15 protein-coding genes are annotated in these 16,925 nt (G+C 72.6%); 8 read left to right on the top strand and 7 right to left on the bottom strand.

Translation table 11 applies throughout. The annotated features are described in order from the left end of the window. Positions 1–99: 99 nt before the first annotated feature. The 4 genes from G472_RS0126590 to fdxA all read right to left on the bottom strand — a co-directional run bounded on the left by G472_RS0126590 (position 100) and on the right by fdxA (position 3,510). Entirely contained in the window at positions 100–984 is an 885-nt protein-coding gene (locus tag G472_RS0126590) for an RNA polymerase factor sigma-32 (protein ID WP_029010808.1), read from the bottom strand. A 284-nt stretch (positions 985–1,268) separates the two neighbouring features. After that, positions 1,269–2,102 carry a hypothetical protein gene (locus tag G472_RS0126585; RefSeq protein WP_029010807.1) on the bottom strand — a complete coding sequence of 278 codons (834 nt, stop codon included), beginning with the start codon at positions 2,100–2,102 and terminating at the stop codon, positions 1,269–1,271. A gap of 243 nt (positions 2,103–2,345) precedes the next feature. After that, positions 2,346–2,846 (bottom strand): CarD family transcriptional regulator, encoded by a 501-nt coding sequence (locus G472_RS0126580; protein ID WP_029010806.1) that lies wholly within the window; start codon positions 2,844–2,846, stop codon positions 2,346–2,348. 325 nt (positions 2,847–3,171) lie between these two features. Continuing rightward, positions 3,172–3,510: a ferredoxin FdxA gene (gene fdxA / locus G472_RS0126575; protein WP_029010805.1), complete on the bottom strand. Its 339-nt coding sequence runs from the start codon at positions 3,508–3,510 to the stop codon at positions 3,172–3,174. Positions 3,511–3,814: 304 nt separating this feature from the next. Between fdxA and G472_RS0126570 the strand changes: the two genes are divergently transcribed. The 4 genes from G472_RS0126570 to G472_RS0126555 all read left to right on the top strand — a co-directional run bounded on the left by G472_RS0126570 (position 3,815) and on the right by G472_RS0126555 (position 6,369). Continuing rightward, positions 3,815–5,002 carry a YbfB/YjiJ family MFS transporter gene (locus G472_RS0126570; RefSeq protein WP_029010804.1) on the top strand — a complete coding sequence of 396 codons (1,188 nt, stop codon included), beginning with the start codon at positions 3,815–3,817 and terminating at the stop codon, positions 5,000–5,002. Continuing rightward, positions 4,990–5,199, top strand: a complete 210-nt coding sequence (locus G472_RS0126565) for a tautomerase family protein (RefSeq protein ID WP_029010803.1) — start codon at positions 4,990–4,992, stop codon at positions 5,197–5,199. The genes G472_RS0126570 and G472_RS0126565 overlap by 13 nt, the downstream gene beginning before the upstream one ends. A gap of 67 nt (positions 5,200–5,266) precedes the next feature. Then, positions 5,267–5,743: a Rid family hydrolase gene (locus G472_RS0126560; RefSeq protein ID WP_211100258.1), complete on the top strand. Its 477-nt coding sequence runs from the start codon at positions 5,267–5,269 to the stop codon at positions 5,741–5,743. Positions 5,744–5,760: 17 nt separating this feature from the next. Then, positions 5,761–6,369: a DUF938 domain-containing protein gene (locus G472_RS0126555; protein WP_029010801.1), complete on the top strand. Its 609-nt coding sequence runs from the start codon at positions 5,761–5,763 to the stop codon at positions 6,367–6,369. 121 nt (positions 6,370–6,490) lie between these two features. On the opposite strand, the gene G472_RS0126550 is transcribed toward G472_RS0126555, so the two are convergent. Both G472_RS0126550 and G472_RS0126545 read right to left on the bottom strand, forming a co-directional pair. Next, positions 6,491–6,964, bottom strand: coding sequence for an RNA-binding S4 domain-containing protein (locus G472_RS0126550; RefSeq protein WP_084536917.1), 474 nt, complete (start codon positions 6,962–6,964; stop codon positions 6,491–6,493). Then, a complete protein-coding gene (locus G472_RS0126545) occupies positions 6,961–9,477 on the bottom strand; it encodes a helicase-related protein (RefSeq protein ID WP_245593588.1) in 2,517 nt (838 codons plus the stop codon). Before G472_RS0126545 ends, G472_RS0126550 begins: the two co-directional genes overlap by 4 nt. A gap of 128 nt (positions 9,478–9,605) precedes the next feature. On the opposite strand from G472_RS0126545, the gene G472_RS35850 reads away from it, so the two are divergent. The 3 genes from G472_RS35850 to G472_RS0126530 all read left to right on the top strand — a co-directional run bounded on the left by G472_RS35850 (position 9,606) and on the right by G472_RS0126530 (position 13,512). Continuing rightward, positions 9,606–11,174 (top strand): hypothetical protein, encoded by a 1,569-nt coding sequence (locus G472_RS35850; RefSeq protein ID WP_156927263.1) that lies wholly within the window; start codon positions 9,606–9,608, stop codon positions 11,172–11,174. Positions 11,175–11,333: 159 nt separating this feature from the next. Beyond that, positions 11,334–13,208, top strand: a complete 1,875-nt coding sequence (htpG, locus tag G472_RS0126535; RefSeq protein ID WP_029010798.1) for a molecular chaperone HtpG — start codon at positions 11,334–11,336, stop codon at positions 13,206–13,208. Between the two features lie 94 nt (positions 13,209–13,302). Continuing rightward, the gene (locus G472_RS0126530; RefSeq protein ID WP_029010797.1) at positions 13,303–13,512 is read left to right on the top strand and encodes a hypothetical protein; all 210 of its coding nucleotides are present in this window, start codon (positions 13,303–13,305) and stop codon (positions 13,510–13,512) included. 37 nt (positions 13,513–13,549) lie between these two features. On the opposite strand, the gene mutS is transcribed toward G472_RS0126530, so the two are convergent. Further along, positions 13,550–16,186, bottom strand: coding sequence for a DNA mismatch repair protein MutS (gene mutS, locus G472_RS0126525; RefSeq protein ID WP_051341366.1), 2,637 nt, complete (start codon positions 16,184–16,186; stop codon positions 13,550–13,552). A 232-nt stretch (positions 16,187–16,418) separates the two neighbouring features. Here mutS and G472_RS0126520 point away from each other — a divergent pair, with 232 nt between their 5' ends. Then, the gene (locus tag G472_RS0126520; protein ID WP_029010795.1) at positions 16,419–16,922 is read left to right on the top strand and encodes a hypothetical protein; all 504 of its coding nucleotides are present in this window, start codon (positions 16,419–16,421) and stop codon (positions 16,920–16,922) included. Positions 16,923–16,925 lie beyond the last annotated feature (3 nt).

The following is a 16,925-nucleotide window of genomic DNA, read 5'->3' as shown; positions in this document are numbered from 1 at the left end:
CGCCCGACGTCCGGAAAAAGCAACCGCCGCGGGGCCGTCAGGGCCGCCGCGGCGGTCGAGCAAGGGTGGGTGAGGAGCGACGGGAGCGGGAAGGGCGGCTCACGCGTCGGCGAGCAGGTCGGTGTAGCCCTCCACCCGCTTCAGCATGGACTGGCGCAGCTTCATCAGGGCGCGGTGCTCGAGCTGGCGCACCCGCTCCTTGCTGACGCCCAGTTCACGGCCCAGCTCCTCCAGGGTGGCGCCCTCTTCGCGCAGGCGGCGCTCCTCGATGATGGTGCGCTCGCGCGGCGACAGCTCGCCCAGCGCCTCGGCCAGCCAGCGGGACCGGGTGCCGGCGTCGCGCATGCCGATCACCACGTCCTCGGGGCTCGGCCGCTGGTCGGCCAGGAAGTCCTGCCAGTCGTCGTCGGAGCCGTCGGCGACCGGGGCGTTCAGCGACTGGTCGGCGGCCGACAGGCGCATCTCCATCGCCTCCACCTCGGTCACGTCGACGCGCAGCTCGCCGGCGATCCACTCCCGCCCCTCGCGGGTCAGGCCGCCGCTGCCGGCCCCTTCGATGCGGGCGCGCAGGCGGCGCAGGTTGAAGAACAGCGACTTCTGCGCCGCGGTCGTGCCGGTGCGCACGATCGACCAGTTGCGCAGGATGTAGTCCTGCATGGCCGACCGGATCCACCAGGCGGCGTAGGTGGAGAAGCGGACGTCGCGGTCGGGCTCGAAGCGGCTGGCCGCCTGCATCAGGCCGACGTTGCCCTCCTGGACGAGGTCGCCCATGGGCAGGCCGTAGTTGCGGAAGCGTGCGGCGGTAGCGACGACCAGGCGGGTGTAGGCGCGCACCAGCGTGTGCAGCGACCGTTCGTCGCCGTCGTCGCGCCACTTGCGCGCCAGGTCGAACTCATGGTCGCGCGACAGCAGCGGCTCGCGCATCGACGCCTTGATGAAACTCAGGTTCGCGCGCTGTGTCTCCGGATCATCGATATAGGCCATCGGCTTGTCCCTTCCTTCCCGTCTCCAGGCCGCGCTTGGTCCGCCGGTCGTCGCACCCCCGAATTGCGCACCGACGTCAACACAACAGCCGGTCATCCACCCCGTTGCATCCTTTTACGCAGCGGACGGGATGGCGGATCACCGCGGCTGCGTGAAAACGCCGCGGATGGGACGAAAGGATGAGGAGGCCGGGGGACCGCAGACGGACGGCGGAAGGACGGTACGCCCGGTTCTCCGCCCTTGAGATAACCGCGGGGTCGGCGGCGTCAAGCCCCCCGCCGGGCTTACGCCTGGAACAGCTCCAGGACCTCGCCCGTCGGGGCGATCAGGCCGCAGACCAGCGGCCCGCCGGACCCGCAGCCGCCGTCCAGGGTGGCGGTGACGTCGCCGATCCGCACGCCCTGGCCGGCGGGGTCGTAGCCGCGCACCACCCGGGCGAAGCCGCCGTAGGGCGCGTCGATGCGGGCGAAGCCGTGGGCCCCCCACCAGAAGCTGTCGCCCTGGTGGCCGAACGGCCGGGACGGGTCGATGCCGGCGTTGACCAGCAGCACGCCGCCGGGTTCCGGCGCCTCCGGGCTGCCGGTGTAGGCGGCCCGCCGCAGGGCGCTGAACAGGGTGGCGTGGCCGTCACGCCCTTGCATGGCGTTGCGCAGGGACGCGGTCCAGCGGCCCAGCGCCACGGTGCCGCCGCGTGCCGCCGCCATGCCCTGCTCGACCGTGCCGCCGTAGGCCGCGAGCGTGGGAGCCAGCCCCTGGCGCATCATCCAGTCCAGCACCTCGCGCGGGTTGGGGGCGAAGTGGAGCTGCAGCAGCTTCTGCCACATCTCTTCCTGGCCGCCGCGCAGATAGACGATGTCGGTCGCCGCCATGCCGCGCCGCGCCAGCAGGGTGCGGCGGAAACCCAGCACCTCGTCCAGGGTGTCCAGCACCGCCTCGCCGCGGCCGATCAGATTGCCGAGATAGACGAGCCGGTCGCCCGGCCGGAACTCCGCCGCGATGGCCGCGTGCACCGCCGCCAGACGCCCGGCTTCCGCGTGGACCGCACCGACGGCCCAGATGCGCCGCGGCCGCCCGAGATCGGCGAATTTCTGCTTGTCGGGCTTCTGCGGGTCGGACATCGGCGGGTCGGATATGGGGAGGGGAGCGGGTCGGGCTGTGGACGGTGCGGGCGGCGTGACTCGTCGGCTGATGGCGGGCGGCGGGGGCAAGTGTATGCGGCGGGCGGCGGGGAGGAAAGGCGAAAACCACAAATGCCGGTCAATGTCTCCCGCCCTCCCCGCGCCGGAGCCGGCCGGGAGCGCAAACGAAAAGGGCGGCGCCGCGGCGCCGCCCCCGTTCCGTAGCCGAACCCCGTCGCCGGATCAGGCGGCCTTCTTCAGGACCTGTTCCAGACGCTCGGTGGCCTTCAGCTCGTCGATCTTCTCGACCGCCGCGAGTTCGCGGGCGAGACGCTCGAGCGCCGCCTGATAGATCTGGCGCTCGCTGTAGGACTGGTCGGACTGGTCGGTGCCGCGGTAGAGGTCGCGCACCACCTCGGCGATGGAGACCGGATCGCCGGAGTTGATCTTCGCTTCGTATTCCTGGGCCCGCCGGCTCCACATGGTGCGGCGGATGCGCGAGCGGCCCTGCAGCGTCTCCAGGGCGACCTTGATGCGGTCCTTGGTGCTGAGACGGCGCAAACCCGAGTTCCTGGCCTTGGTGACGGGCACCTTGAGCGTCATGCGCTCTTTTTCGAAGGTGATCGCGTAAAGCTGAATCTCCTGGCCCGCGATGTGGTGGGTTTCGATTCCCTCGACTCGACCGACGCCGTGAGCCGGATAGACGACGAAATCCCCGGCTTCGAACTCAAGCTTGTTCGACATCTTGGTTGGCTCTCTTCTCGCGACCACGCCATTTTTGCCGCCCCTGTGGACGGAGCGAAAAAGGACCCTGTGACATCCATGCCGCTGCGCGGGGGGAAACCCCGCGTCGGTCAGGGAAATCAGGAGTCCTTCATTCGATGGGAGTACCGGCAATGGCGCTGTGGCCGGCTCCGGCGCGGGAGTATACCGATGTTACGCCGGAGTTACAAAGGTTACCGGCGTGCAGGCGCGAGAAAACCGGGCAGCGGCGCCGTATGGCCGACCCGATCCTGCTGCATGGCAACATGGCCGCTCCCGCCGCCGGCGCGGGCGCGGCCGGCCTGCGTCAGCCCCCGGTGCCCGGCTTGGGGCTGAAGAACTTCTCGTACTTGCCGTCCATCCCCTTGAAGCTGTCGGCGTCGGCCGGCGCATCCTTCTTGCGGGTGATGTTGGGCCACTGGGTGGAATACTCGCGGTTCATCTCCAGCCAGGACTCGGCCTTGCCGTCGGTGTCCGGCAGGATCGCCTCGGCCGGGCATTCCGGCTCGCACACGCCGCAGTCGATGCACTCGTCAGGGTGGATGACGAGCATGTTCTCGCCTTCGTAGAAGCAGTCGACGGGGCAGACCTCGACGCAGTCGGTGTACTTGCACTTGATGCAGCCGTCGGTGACGACGTAGGGCATGCTAGGGTCTCCGCAGTTCGCGCCCGGTCCGGCGCCTTGGGCCGCCCCGCCCCCCGGGGGAATGCTGCAGGGGGATCCTGCGACCGAATCACAACCAAATCGGGAACGACTCGGGCGACACTCGGCGCCACAGGCCGGCGGCAGGCTTGCCTAGCACGGCCCGTCCGGCCCCTGCAACCCCATCGCGTGTGTGGGCGCTTGCGCCGCATCAGCGAAAGTGAACGATCGCATTCCCATAATTCATTGGTAACCGGCCGGGCGCCCCCGGCATGCTGCACCGCGGATGCGAACGGCGGGGGCGGCGATGGTTCGGGTGCTGACGGGGGGCGTGCTGATGCTGGCGATCGCCATGGGGATGGGGCGCTTCGCCTTCACGCCGATCCTGCCGGCCATGCAGGAGGCCACCGGCCTGGGCGGCGACGGGGCGGGGCTGCTGGCGTCGCTGAACTACCTCGGCTATTTCCTCGGCGCCGTGGGGGCCGGGCTGGTGCCGCGCGGGCGTGTGCGCACCCTCACCTTCCGCACGGCGCTGGTCGCCAGCGTGACCACGACGGCGGCCATGGGGCTGGGCGAGGCGATGGCGGGCTGGGTGGTGCTGCGCTTCCTCTCGGGCTTGGCCAGCGCCGGCGTCTTCATCCTCGGCGTCGCCATGGTGCTGGATGCCCTGGCGCGCGCCGGGCGCGAGACGCTGGCGGGGTGGATGTACACGGGTGTCGGGCTGGGCATCGCCGGGTCGGGCCTGTTCGTCGCCCTGGCCGGCGGCCGGCTCGGCTGGGCGGGGGACTGGCTGGTGCTGGGCGCGCTGTGCGCGGTCCTGGCGGTGCCGGTGTGGCTGTGGGTCCACGACCGCGACGCCCCCCCCGCCAACACCGCCGCCGCCGCGGGCGGCAAGGCGGCGGGCGGCCGCCTGTCGGTGCCGCTGCTGCTGCTGACCGTTGCCTATTTCCTGGAGGGCGGCGGCTACATCGTCACCGGCACCTTCCTGGTGGCGCTGCTCAAGGCCGTTCCCGACACCGCCGCCGTGGGGGAGGCGGCGTGGATGGTGGCCGGGCTGGCCGCCATACCCTCCGGCCTGCTGTGGGCGGCGGCCGGTCGGCGCTTCGGCCTGTGGCAGGCGCTGATCGCCGCCCACCTGGTGCAGGCGGTCGGGGTGGCGCTGCCGCTGGCCGGCGGCCCGGCGGCGGGCATCCTGTCCGCCGCCCTTTACGGCGGCACCTTCATCGGCATCGTCACCCTCGCCTTCACGCTGGGCCGGCAATTGTCGGGCGGCGCATCGGCGCGGGTGATCGGCGCGCTCACCGCGGCCTACGGCCTCGGGCAGATCCTGGGTCCGCTGCCGGCCGGGATCGCCGTGGAGCGCACCGGCAGCTTCGACGCGGCGCTCATGGGGGCCGCCGCCGCCGTGGCGCTGGCGGCGCTCTGCCTGCTGGCCGGCATGGTGCTGGCCCGCCGGTCCGCCGCATCCACCGGGGAGGTCCCATGCCGTACGTGAACATCAAGATCACCCGCGAAGGCGCCACGCCCGAGCAGAAGGCCCGCCTGATCGAGGGGGCGACCCAGCTCCTGGTCGATGTGCTGGGCAAGAACCCGGCTACCACCGTCGTGGTCATCGACGAGGTGGACACCGACAACTGGGGCATCGGCGGCGAGACCGTCACGGTGTTGCGCGCCCGCGCCAAGGCGGGCTAGCCTGCCCGCCGGATCACAGGGCGGGCCGGCCCGCCCGCCGGATCACGTGGCAACAGGGGAGGCCGGCATGGATGGCGGCGTCTGGATGATGGTGCTGCCGGCCCTGGCGCTGGCGGCGGCCGTGGCGGTGGCGGTGCTGACCGGGCGCGGCGTGCGCGGCCGCCCGGCGGCCGAACCGCTGCCACCGGCGGGCATCCTGCCGCCGGCGCTGCCCTTTTCCGAGGCGGTGGCGGTGGGGCGCACGGTCTATCTCTCCGGCCAGATCGGCATCCGGCCGGGCACGCTGGAGCTGGTGAACGCGACGCCGGAGGCCGAGTTCGGCCAGGCCATGGACAACCTCGTCGCCGTGCTGCGGGCCAACGGCATGACCACCCGCAACCTGGTCAAGGTCACGGTGATGCTGCGCGACATGGCCGACTGGCCGGCCTTCAATGCCGTCTACGAGAGCCGTCTGGAGCGCCCCTATCCCGCCCGCTCCGCCTTCGCCGCGGCCGGGCTGGCGCTCGGCGCGCGGGTCGAGATCGACGCCGTCGCCGTCCGCTGATCCCCGGAGGCTCGCCCGTGACACCCCCCGATCCCCGCCGCCACGCCCCCGCGGCCGAGCGCAACCGCGATCCCATCCTGGCCATCCTGGTCCGCGTGCTGCCGCCCGCCGGCCACGTGCTGGAGGTGGCCGGCGGCACCGGCCAGCACGTCGTCCACTTCGCGGCGGCGCTGCCGGCCCTGATCTGGCAGCCCAGCGACCCCGACGAGGGCGCCCGTGCGAGTATCGCCGCCCGGGTGGCTGACTCCGGCCTGGCCAACCTGCGCCCGCCCGTCGCGCTCGACGCGACCGCCGCGCCCTGGCCGGTGGAGCGGGCGGATGCGGTGGTGTGCATCAACATGATCCACATCGCCCCGTGGGCCGCGACGCTCGGCCTGATGGCCGGTGCCGCCCGCATCCTGCCGCCGGGCGGGCCGCTGGTGCTCTATGGTCCCTACGCCCGCGGCGGCCGCCACACCGCCCCGAGCAACGCCGCCTTCGACGCCGACCTGCGCGCCCGCAACCCCGCCTGGGGGGTGCGCGACCTGGACGATGTCACCGCCGCCGCCGCCGCGGCCGGGCTGGACCCGGCCGACGTGGTGGAGATGCCGGCCAACAACCTGACCGTGGTCTTCCGGCGGCGTTGAACGCGGTCAGGAAGATCCTGACCGCTGCGTTCAAACGCCACGCAGGCTTCGGCCCTATCGGGCCGCGGCCGCCGTCGCGGCCGATACCGGGTTCAGACGTCAGGGCGTTCCGAACCCGGTATCAAGCGTCCCCCTTCAGCCGGTCCACGGCGCGGCGGTCGCGCTTGGTGGGGCGGCCGGCGCCGGTGGGACGGGGGGCGGCGGGCAGGGCGGCCGGGTCCATGGCCGTCTCGCGCGCCGGCGGCGCCAGGTCCTCGTAGAGGGTGCGCGCCTCCTCCGCCGGGCCGCGGCGGCTGCCCAGCGCCACCACCCGGACGACCCGGATGTGGCGCCCCTGGGGGAAGGTCAGCACGTCGCCCGGCTTCACCGCGTGGTGGGCCTTGGCGACCGGGGTGCCGGAACTCCGGAACCCGCCCGCCGCCACCATCTTCGCCGCCAGGCTGCGCGTCTTGAAGAAGCGGGCGAACCACAGCCACTTGTCGATGCGCAGCCGCCCGCCGCCGGGGGCGGGTCCGGCGTCGGTGACGAGATCATCGTCGATGAGGTCGTCGTCGACGAGATCGTCGGCGGGATCGGTTGCGGGAGGATGGGTCATCCGGCCCCCTGGAAGTGGCGCAGCTTGGCGAAGGGATGGTCGGCCCGGGGCGGCTTGGCGGCGCGCGGCCGGTTGCGGCCGGGGCGGCGGCGCCAGGTGACGGTGCCGTCCCCGGTCTCGGTGCGCCGGTAGCCGAGCGCGGTCAGCACCTCGGCCAGTTCCCCGGCGCCGGTGCCGATGATCTGGGCCAGCGTCGCTTCCGGCGGCAGCACGCCGTCCCTGGCCTTTACCAGTTCGACCTCCAGCCGGTCCAGCATGTCCACGCGCACGGCGCGCGGGCCGACCAGGGGATAGCCGATGGCCTCCCAGAAGGCGGCGGGGTAGGGCGGGGTGCCGCCGCCGGCGGCCGCGACCGAGACGCGGCCGGGCGGCGGGGCGGGCGGCGGCAGCGGCAGGCCCGCGTGCACCGCCCACAGCAGCGCCCGCAGCGCCACCGCCGCCGGCTTCAGCAGCGTTGCCAGATAGAGGTGCGTCACCCCCAGCCGGACGCCGCGCTTGCCCAGCGCCCGGCGGTCGTCGCGCTCCAGCCCCTCCACCAGCCCGGCGACCGCGGCGCGCGGCAGCACCCCCAGCCCTTCCTCAAGCTGGAAGGCGAGGCCGCGGGCCGTCCCCGCCAGCTCCTCGGCCCGGCCGAGGTCGAGGAGCGGCTTCAGCCGCTGCGCCACATGACCCTTCAGCCAGGACTCCAGCCGCACCCGCAGCCGGTCGCTTTGGGACTGGTCCAGCAGCGTGTCGGCGCGGGGCACCACCAGGGGGGCCAGGACGGACGGGCCGGCGCCCAGCCGCGCCACCGGCAGCCCGCGCCACGCCAGCACCCCGTCGGACTGCAGGGCGAACGCCTCGTCCGGCTCCTGCTCGAAGGCGCGCACGCGCTTGGCCAGCTCGTCCACCAGGGCGCGCCGCGCCGCGGTCAGCAGGGCGCGCGCCTCGTCGGAGCGTTCGGGGGCGTCGGGGGCGAAGCGGAACCCCTCCAGCCGGCCCACCGGGTGGCCCTCGATCACCACCTCGCCGTCGGCGCGCACGCCGCCCAGCGGCGCCCGCCCGTCCTTCAGCGTGCGCGCCAGCGTCGCCGAGCGGCGGTCGATGAATCGCTGGGTCAGCCGCTCGTGCAGGGCGTCGGACAGCTTGTCCTCGATGGCGCGGGAGCGTTCCTGCCAGTGCAGCGGGTCCTTCAGCCAGGCCGGCCGGTTGGAGATGTAGGTCCAGGTGCGGATGTGGGCGATGCGCGCCACCAGCGCGTCGATGTCGCCCTCGGTGCGGTCCAGGCGCGCCACCTGGCGGGCCACCCACTCCTCGTCCAGGCGGCCGGCGGGGGCGCGGAGCTGCAGGAAGATCCGGCCCAGCAGGCGGGTGTGGGCGTCCGACAGCACCTTGCGGAAGTCGGGGACCTGGCAGACCTCCCACAGCAGCTTCACCGCCGCCTTGCCCCTGGCCAGCGCCATCACCTCCGGGTCGCGCACCAGCGCCTGGAGCGACAGGTGGTCGTCGGCGTCGCGGGCGCGGACCAGCTCGGGCAGGGGCGGGCGTTCCTCCAGCGACTTCAGCAGGAACCCCGGCGTGTCGAACCGCAGGTCGGCGTTGCGCCACATCAGCGCCTTCAGCGTCTCGAAGCTGTGGTTCTCGACGCGGTCCACCAGTTCGGGCTCCAGCTCCCCCACCTCGTCGGTGGTGCCGAAGGTACCGTCGCGCATGTGGCGGCCGGCGCGCCCGGCGATCTGCGCCACCTCGGTGGCGCGCAGGCGGCGGGGCTGGATGCCGTCGAATTTCACCAGGCGGGCGAAGGCGACGTGGTCCACGTCCATGTTCAGGCCCATGCCGATGGCGTCGGTGGCGACGAGGTAGTCGACCTCGCCCGCCTGGTACAGCCCGACCTGGGCGTTGCGGGTGCGCGGGCTGAGCGCCCCCAGCACCACCGCGGTGCCGCCGCGCTGGCGGCGGATCAGTTCGGCCATGGCGTAAACGTCGGTGGCCGAGAAGGCGACCACGGCGGAGCGCGGCGGCAGCCGCGTCAGCTTGCGGTGGCCGGCGTAGGTGAGCTGCGAGAAGCGCGGCCGGCTGATGAACTCGGCGCGCGGCACCAGCCGGCGAATCAGCGGTTGGATGGTGTCGGAGCCGAGGAACATGGTCTCCACCAGGCCGCGGGCGTGCAGCAGCCGGTCGGTGAAGATGTGGCCGCGTTCGGGATCGGCACAGAGCTGGATCTCGTCCACCGCCAGGAACTCCACCGGGCGGTCCAGCGGCATCGATTCGACGGTGCAGACCCAGTAGGTGGGGTTGGGCGGCAGGATCTTCTCCTCGCCCGTCACCAGCGCCACGGCGTTGCGGCCCTTGGCGGCGGCGATGCGGTCATAGTTCTCGCGCGCCAGCAGGCGCAGCGGAAAGCCGATCATGCCCGTGCGGTAGCCGAGCATCCGTTCGATGGCGAGGTACGTCTTGCCCGTGTTGGTGGGCCCCAGCACCGCAGTGACCCGCCCCGCCGGGCCGGAATAGGCTTCTACCATGGTTCTAAGCATTGGTCCGTGCGCGCGGGGATGCAAGCCCGGGCGCCGCCGCACCGCCCATGCCGCCGCACCGCAGGTGGACCGCGGCGGTCGGACGCTGTTAACTGGTGCCTCCGACCCCCGATCACCAGAGAGGTCCCATGCGACGCCCGCTCCGCACTCCCGCCGCCGTCCTTGCGCTGACGCTCGCCGCCGGCGGGTGGGGCGGTGCCTTGGCCCAGAGCCCGCCGCCCGCCGCCGCCCCGCCCGGTGCGCCGGCGCCGGCCGGTACGTCGGTAACGGTGGACCAGCAGGGTGCGCAGGACCTGAAGGCCGCCCTGGCCGAGGGGATGCGGCGCTGGCTGGCACCGCAGGCGGACGGCACCGTCTTCACCTGGCAGGGCGACCCGGTGGTGGCGCCGGCCGGCGACCGCTACGACGTGGTGCTGCCGGCCCTGTCCACCACCGACTCCGACGGTGCGCGGCTCGACGTCGGCACGGTGCGCCTGGCGGTCCGCCCGCAGGGAGACGGGCGCTACGCCTTCGAGGCGACGGTGCCGTCCTCCATGACCATCGTGGAGAAGGGTGCGCCGGCGGGGTCGATCACCATCGGCCGGCAGAAGATCGCCGGCGTGTGGATCGCCCCCTACGACACCGTGGTGGCGCTGGACGCCATGGTCGGCGACCTGGCGATGGTGGTGCCGGGGGACGAGGGGCGGCTCACCGTCGGCTCGCTGTCCCTGATGCTGGACCTGCAGCCCGACGGCCCCTCCACCTGGAGCGGACCCGGCGCCATGGCCATCAGCGAACTGGTCTTCCACGAGAACGTGGAGGAGGATCCGATCCTGCACCTGGCCGGCCTGACCTCCGAGATCCAGTACAGCCGATTCGACCTGGAGCGCGCCAACCGGCTGAGCCGGCTGTCGCAGGCATTGCCCACCGGCTCCGTGCCCGATGCGGCGGAGGTGATCGAGGCGATGCGCGGCCTGCTGGACGGCGCCACCTTCCGGGCCCGCATCACCGGCCTCTCCGTCGTCGACCCGGAGGAGGGCGGGACCGTGTCGCTGGAGCAGTTCGCCGTGCGCGGCGGTGTCGAGTCGCTGGGCGGCGAGCGGGCGACGGCGACCCTGGGCTTCGACGCCCGCGGTTTGCGCGTCGATCCGGCGGTGGCGCCGGACGCCTTCATGCCGGAGCGGATCGACGTGCAACTGGCGTTCGCCAACATCCCCAACGAAGCCCTGTGGCAGGCGATGGCCGCGGCGGCGACCGAGGGCGACGGCGGTGGCGGCGCCGACGCCGCCATGGGCCGGCTGGTCGAGGCGCTGGGCCGCTCGGGCACGGAGCTGCGGCTGGACAAGCTGGTCCTCGACATGCCGGCGGTGGGCGGCCGCTCCACCGGTGCCGCCCGCTTCGCGCCGGACACCGCGATGGGGGCGGTCGGCGAGCTGACGGTGGAGCTGCGCGGCCTGGACGCCGCGGTCCGCGACCTGCAACCCAAGGCCGGGCGGCGGCCCGACGCCGAGACGCAGGAGACGCTGGGCATGCTGGCCATGCTCCAGGCGCTGGGCCAGCAGACCAAGGACGAGGCGGGCACCGACGTGCGCAGCTACCGCATCGAACTGACGGACACCGGCGCCGTTCTGCTGAACGGCGCCGACATGAACGCCCTGATGGGCGGCGCCCCCGCGGCCCCTCCCGAGCCGGCCCCCAAGGTCCGGCGCAAGGAATAGGGAGCGGGGCGGCGGGTGCAAAGCCGCCCCGGGGCCGGAACGGGTTGCAGAGTTCCGGCCCCTTGCGCGGCGGGGGGCATTCCCACACATATCCGCCGGGTTCGGCCGGCCCGGCCGCACCCCCCGCCGCAACGACAACCGATTGAAATGGTGACCCCGATGACCGAGGAACGGCTTAGCTTTCAAGCCGAGGTCAGCCGCCTGCTCGACATCGTCGCGCACTCCCTCTACAGCGAGAAGGAAGTGTTCCTGCGCGAGCTGGTGTCCAACGCCTCCGACGCCTGCGACCGCCTGCGCTACGCCGCCCTGACCCAGCCGGAGCTGACGGCCGGCGATGCCGATCTCGGGATCACGCTGCTGGTCGACAAGGAGGCCCGCACGCTGACCGTCGCCGACAACGGCATCGGCATGAACCGCGAAGACCTGGTGGAGAACCTGGGCACCATCGCGCGGTCGGGCACCGCCGCCTTCATGCGCGGGATGACCGGCGACGCGAAGAAGGACGTCAGCCTGATCGGCCAGTTCGGCGTGGGCTTCTACTCCGCCTTCATGGTGGCCGATCGCGTCGAGGTGCTGACCCGCAAGGCGGGCGAGGAGCAGGGCTGGCGCTGGACCTCCGACGGCAAGGGGGAGTTCACCATCGGCGAGGCCGACGGTGCGGCGCGCGGCACCCGCGTCGTCCTGCACCTGCGCGAGGGCGATGACGAGTACCTGGAGGAGACCCGCCTCTCCACCATCGTGCGCAAGTACTCCGACCACATCGCCATCCCCATCCGCTTCGGCGCGGGTGAATCGGTGAAGACGCTGAACAGCGCCTCGGCGCTGTGGATGCGCTCCAAGAGCGAGGTGACGGAGGAGCAGTACCGGGAGTTCTACCACCACGCCGGCCACGCCTTCGACGACCCGTGGCTGACGATCCATTGGCGGGCGGAAGGGGCGATCGAGTACACGAACCTGCTGTTCGTCCCTTCCATGAAACCCTTCGACCTGTTCGACCCCAAGCGCGCCCACCGGGTGAAGCTGTACGTCAAGCGCGTCTTCATCACCGACGGGGCGGAGGGGCTGGTGCCGCCCTACCTGCGCTTCCTGAAGGGCGTGGTGGACAGCGAGGACCTGCCGCTCAACATCAGCCGCGAGATGCTCCAGCACAACCCGATGCTGTCGAAGATCCGCTCCGGCATCACCCGGCGCGTGCTGAACGAGCTGGGGAAGAAGGCCGGCGATCCGGAATCGGCCGACGCCTATGCCACCTTCTGGGAGAATTTCGGCGCGGTCCTGAAGGAAGGTCTGTACGAGGATTTCGAGCACCGCAAGGAGCTGCTGAAGCTGCTGCGCTTCCGCACCACCCACGGCGACGGGCTGGTGTCGCTGGACGAGTACGTCGGGCGCATGAAGGAGGGGCAGGAGGCCATCTTCACCATCTCCGGCGACGACGCGGAGAGCCTGAAGAAGAGCCCGCAGCTCGAAGGCTTCCGGGCCCGCGGCGTCGAGGTGCTGCTGCTGACCGACCCGGTGGACGAGTTCTGGGTGCCGTCGGTGGGCGAGTACGAGGGCAAGCGCTTCAAGTCCGTCACCAAGGGCGGCGCCGACCTGGGCCGCATCAAGGCGGCCGATGACGCCGGGACGCCGAAGCCCGAGGAGCCGCCGGCCGACGCGCTGGACAGCCTGCTGGCCCTGTTCAAGCTGACGCTGGGCTCCTCGGTGAAGGATGTCCGCCGCTCCGAACGCCTGACCGACAGCGCCGTCTGCCTCGTCGCCGACGAGACCGACATGGACATGCACCTGGAGCGGCTGCTGAAGCAGCACAAGCAGCTCGGCGCCGATGGGGCCACCCGCATCCTGGAGCTGAACCCCGCCCACCCGCTGGTGGTGCGCCTGGCCGAACGGGCGAAGGCCAACGGCGCCGACCCCGACCTGGGGGAGGTGGCGTGGCTGCTGCTCGACCAGGCCCGCATCGTCGAGGGCGACCCGGTCCCCGACCCCGCCGCCTTCGCCCGCCGCCTGTCGGCCCTGGTGGCCAAGGGTCTGGCCTGATATCGGTCATCCGGACGCTGTGACCCCGGGGGTGTCATTCGGCACCCCCGCTCCCCACCCTTACGGTTTGACCGCACGGAGACGGAGCGATTCCATGGCAGCCTTCCGCACGCTGGCCGACTGGTGCCGGCACGAACGCATGCAGCAGCAAGCCCGGCTGGAGTGGCTGGAATCCGGTCGCATGCAGGTCGGCACCCGGGATGCCGCCGGACAGACGGTCGACATGACGCTCCAGAGCATCGCCGAAGCGCGCCGGAAGATCACCGAACTGGACGAACTGCTGGCTCGCGACGGTGAAGCGTAGGGGCACACGTCCCCCCGGCGTGGCGGAAGGCGGAGGATCAGCCCACCATCCCGCGCAGCCGGTACAGCGCCTCCTGCGCCTGGCGTGGCGTCAGGTCGTCCAGGTCCAGGGCCTTCAGCGCCTCCTCCACCGGTGACGGGCCGGAGGACGGGGCCGCCGTCTCCGGGGCCGGCGGCGGGCGTTTCAGGGCGGCGCTGAACAGGGGCAGGTCTTCCGCCAGGCGGTGGATGGCGGCGTTCCGGTCGCCCGATTCCAGGATCTTCAGGACCTCGCCGGCGCGGCCCACCACCGCCTCGGGCAGGCCGGCCAGCTTGGCCACGTGGATGCCGTAGCTGCGGTCGGCCGCGCCCGCCGTCACCTCGTGCAGGAAGACCACGTCGCCCTGCCACTCCTTGATGCGCATGGTGTGGCACGACAAGGACGGCAGCTTGGCCGCCAGCATCGTCAGCTCGTGGTAATGGGTGGCGAACAGGGCGCGGCAGCGGTTGACGTCGTGCAGGTGCTCCACGCAGGCCCAGGCGATGGACAGCCCGTCGAAGGTGGCGGTGCCGCGGCCGATCTCGTCCAGGATGACCAGCGCGCGGGGGCCCGCCTGGTTCAGGATGGCCGCGGTCTCCACCATCTCCACCATGAAGGTGGAGCGGCCGCGCGCCAGGTCGTCGGCGGCGCCGACGCGGCTGAACAGCCGGTCGACGACGCCGATGCGGGCGTGCTCGGCCGGCACGAAGCTGCCGATCTGCGCCATCACCGCGATCAGCGCGTTCTGGCGCAGGAAGGTGGACTTGCCCGCCATGTTCGGGCCGGTCAGCAGCCACAGCCGGCTGTCGGGGGCGAGGTCGCAGTCGTTGGCCACGAAGGAACCGGTGTTGCCGGCCTCCAGCACCGCCTCCACCACCGGGTGGCGGCCGCCGCGGATGGTGAAGGCCGTGGTGTCGTCGACCACCGGGCGGGTGTAGCGCCGCTCCGCCGCCAGCTCGCCCAGCGCCAGGGCCACGTCCAGCGCGGCCAGCGCGCGGGCGGCCGCGGCCACCGCCTCGCCCTCGGCGGCGACGGCGCACACCAGCGATTCGAACAGCTCCAGCTCCACCGCCAGCGCGCGGTCGGCGGCTTCGGAGATGCGGCGCTCCAGGTCCGACAGCTCCACCGTGCCGAAGCGCACGGCGTTCGCCATGGTCTGGCGGTGCATGAAGGTCTCGCGCGCCCCGCCGGTCATCAGCTTGTCCGCGTGCGCCGCCGTCACCTCGATGTGATAGCCCAGGACGTTGTTGTGCTTGACCTTCAGCGTCGGCACCCCGGCCAGGTCGGCGTATTTCGCCTGCAACCCCGCGATCAGCCGCCGGCTCTCGTCGCGCAGGGTTACCAGCTCGTCCAGGGCATAGGAATAGCCCGGCGCGATGAAGCCGCCGTCGCGCGCCAGCAGCGGCAGGTCGGGGGCCAGCGCCTCGCCGAGCTGCGCCACCAGCGCCGTGTGCTCCCCCAGCCCCCGGGCGACGCGGGCCAGGCCGTCGGGCAGCGGCACGCCGCCACCCAGCAGCAGGGCCTTCAGTTCGCCGGCGCCGGTCAGCGCCTCGCGCACGGCGGCCAGGTCGCGCGGGCCGCCGCGGCCCAGGGTCAGGCGCGACAGGGCGCGCTCCAGGTCGGGGCAGCGGGCCAGCACGGCGCGGGCGTCGACGCGCAGCCGCTCCTCCGTCCGCGCGAAGTCCACCATGTCGAGCCGCCGGGCGATGGCCGCCGGGTCGGTCAGCGGGGCCGCGAGGTGGGCGGCCAGCAGCCGCGCGCCGGCCCCGGTGACGGTGCGGTCGATGGTCGCCAGCAGGCTGCCGCGCCGCTCGCCGGTCATGGTGCGGGTCAGCTCCAGGTTGCGGCGGGTGGCGGCGTCGATCTCCAGCACCGCGCCCGGCTGCACCCGGCGCAAGGGGGACAGGCGCGGCACCCGGCCCTTCTGCGTCATCTCCACATAGGCGACCAGCGCGCCGGCCGCCGCCACCTCGGCCCGCCCGAAGCCGCCGAAGGCGTCCAGCGTGCCGACGCCGTAGAGGTCGAGCAGGCGCTTGCGCCCGTTCTCGCTGTCGAAGCGCGGGTTGGGCAGCACCGCCATGCGCCGCTTCCACTCCCCCCACAGCTCGAACAGGTCGGGGGCCTGCGCCAGGCGCTCGGGCACCAGAAGTTCCTGCGGGTCGAGGCGGCCCAGCGCCGCCGCCAGCCCGGCGCGCTCCAGCGGCTGCACCGCCAGCTCGCCCGTCGACAGCTCCAGCCAGGCCAGCGCCACGCCGCCGCCGGCCTCCGCCACCGCCGCCAGCCAGTTGGAGGAGCGGGCGTCCAGCAGCGATTCCTCGGTCAGCGTGCCGGGGGTGACGATGCGCACCACGCCGCGCTTCACCACCGATTTGGACCCGCGCTTCTTCGCCTCCGCCGGGTCTTCCATCTGCTCGCAGATGGCGACGCGGAAGCCCTGGCGGATCAGCCGCTCCAGATAGGATTCGTGGCTGTGCACCGGCACGCCGCACATGGGGATGTCCTCCCCCTGGTGCTGGCCGCGCCGGGTCAGCGCGATGTCCAGCGCGCGGGCGGCGGCGACCGCATCCTCGAAGAACATCTCGTAGAAGTCGCCCATCCGGTAGAACAGCAGGCAGTCGGCGTGCGCCCGCTTGATCTCCAGATACTGCGCCATCATCGGCGTGGCGGCGTCGGGAAGGGTCGGGGCTGTGTCGGACACGGGGAGGCAGGCCGCAATCGGTTCGTACGGAAAGGACTCCGTCTATAGCACCGGTGCCGCCCCGGCGCACGGCCTGATGGCCGCGGGGCGGCGCACTGGCGCCCCGGCGGCCCTGCGGATAGACTGGACCTTACGAACGCCGGCGCTCCGGGGCCGGCCCGTCCGAAGAAAAACGCGTATGGAGAGGATCGTGGCGCAGGACACCGTTACCGACACCGGCCGGCAGGTGCGCGAGGTCGTTGCCCTGTTCGAACGGCGCGACGCGTTCGACCGCGCCGTGGAGGCGCTGCTGGCCGACGGCTTCGCGCGCGAGGATCTCAGCGTGCTCTCCTCGCACACCTCGCTGGACGCCGCCGACCCGTCGCCGCCCGGCGACGAGGCGATGCTGGGCCTGGTGGGAGAGATGAAGTACGCCTTCCCCCTGACCACCGCCGGCCTGATCGCCCTCGTCGGCGGCCCGATCACCGCGCCGCTGGCTGCACTGGTCGCCGCCGGCATCGGCGGCGTGGCCATCAAGGACTATCTGGACAAGTTGACGAGCCATCCCGAGCCCGACGAGTTCGCCCGCGCCCTGGAGGCCGGCGGCGTCATCCTGTGGGTGCGGGTCGCCGACCTCGACGCGGAGCGGCGCGCCGGCGCCATCCTGGAACGCGCGGATGGCCGCAACGTCCACCTGGCGGAACGGGAGGAGTAGGCG

It is taken from the genome of Azospirillum halopraeferens DSM 3675 (genome assembly GCF_000429625.1).
Taxonomy (GTDB): domain Bacteria; phylum Pseudomonadota; class Alphaproteobacteria; order Azospirillales; family Azospirillaceae; genus Azospirillum; species Azospirillum halopraeferens.
This window is presented reverse-complemented; position numbering and strand designations above follow the sequence as displayed.

Coding starts and splice junctions, on each gene's coding strand:
- fdxA (WP_029010805.1), bottom strand. CDS start 3,510: ATGCCCTACGTCGTCACCGACGGCTGCATCAAGTGCAAGTACACCGAC.
- htpG (WP_029010798.1), top strand. CDS start 11,334: ATGACCGAGGAACGGCTTAGCTTTCAAGCCGAGGTCAGCCGCCTGCTC.
- mutS (WP_051341366.1), bottom strand. CDS start 16,186: ATGATGGCGCAGTATCTGGAGATCAAGCGGGCGCACGCCGACTGCCTG.
- G472_RS0126570 (WP_029010804.1), top strand. CDS start 3,815: ATGGTTCGGGTGCTGACGGGGGGCGTGCTGATGCTGGCGATCGCCATG.
- G472_RS0126585 (WP_029010807.1), bottom strand. CDS start 2,102: ATGTCCGACCCGCAGAAGCCCGACAAGCAGAAATTCGCCGATCTCGGG.
- G472_RS0126580 (WP_029010806.1), bottom strand. CDS start 2,846: ATGTCGAACAAGCTTGAGTTCGAAGCCGGGGATTTCGTCGTCTATCCG.
- G472_RS0126530 (WP_029010797.1), top strand. CDS start 13,303: ATGGCAGCCTTCCGCACGCTGGCCGACTGGTGCCGGCACGAACGCATG.
- G472_RS0126565 (WP_029010803.1), top strand. CDS start 4,990: ATGCCGTACGTGAACATCAAGATCACCCGCGAAGGCGCCACGCCCGAG.
- G472_RS0126560 (WP_211100258.1), top strand. CDS start 5,267: ATGGATGGCGGCGTCTGGATGATGGTGCTGCCGGCCCTGGCGCTGGCG.
- G472_RS35850 (WP_156927263.1), top strand. CDS start 9,606: ATGCGACGCCCGCTCCGCACTCCCGCCGCCGTCCTTGCGCTGACGCTC.
- G472_RS0126550 (WP_084536917.1), bottom strand. CDS start 6,964: ATGACCCATCCTCCCGCAACCGATCCCGCCGACGATCTCGTCGACGAC.
- G472_RS0126590 (WP_029010808.1), bottom strand. CDS start 984: ATGGCCTATATCGATGATCCGGAGACACAGCGCGCGAACCTGAGTTTC.
- G472_RS0126545 (WP_245593588.1), bottom strand. CDS start 9,477: ATGCTTAGAACCATGGTAGAAGCCTATTCCGGCCCGGCGGGGCGGGTC.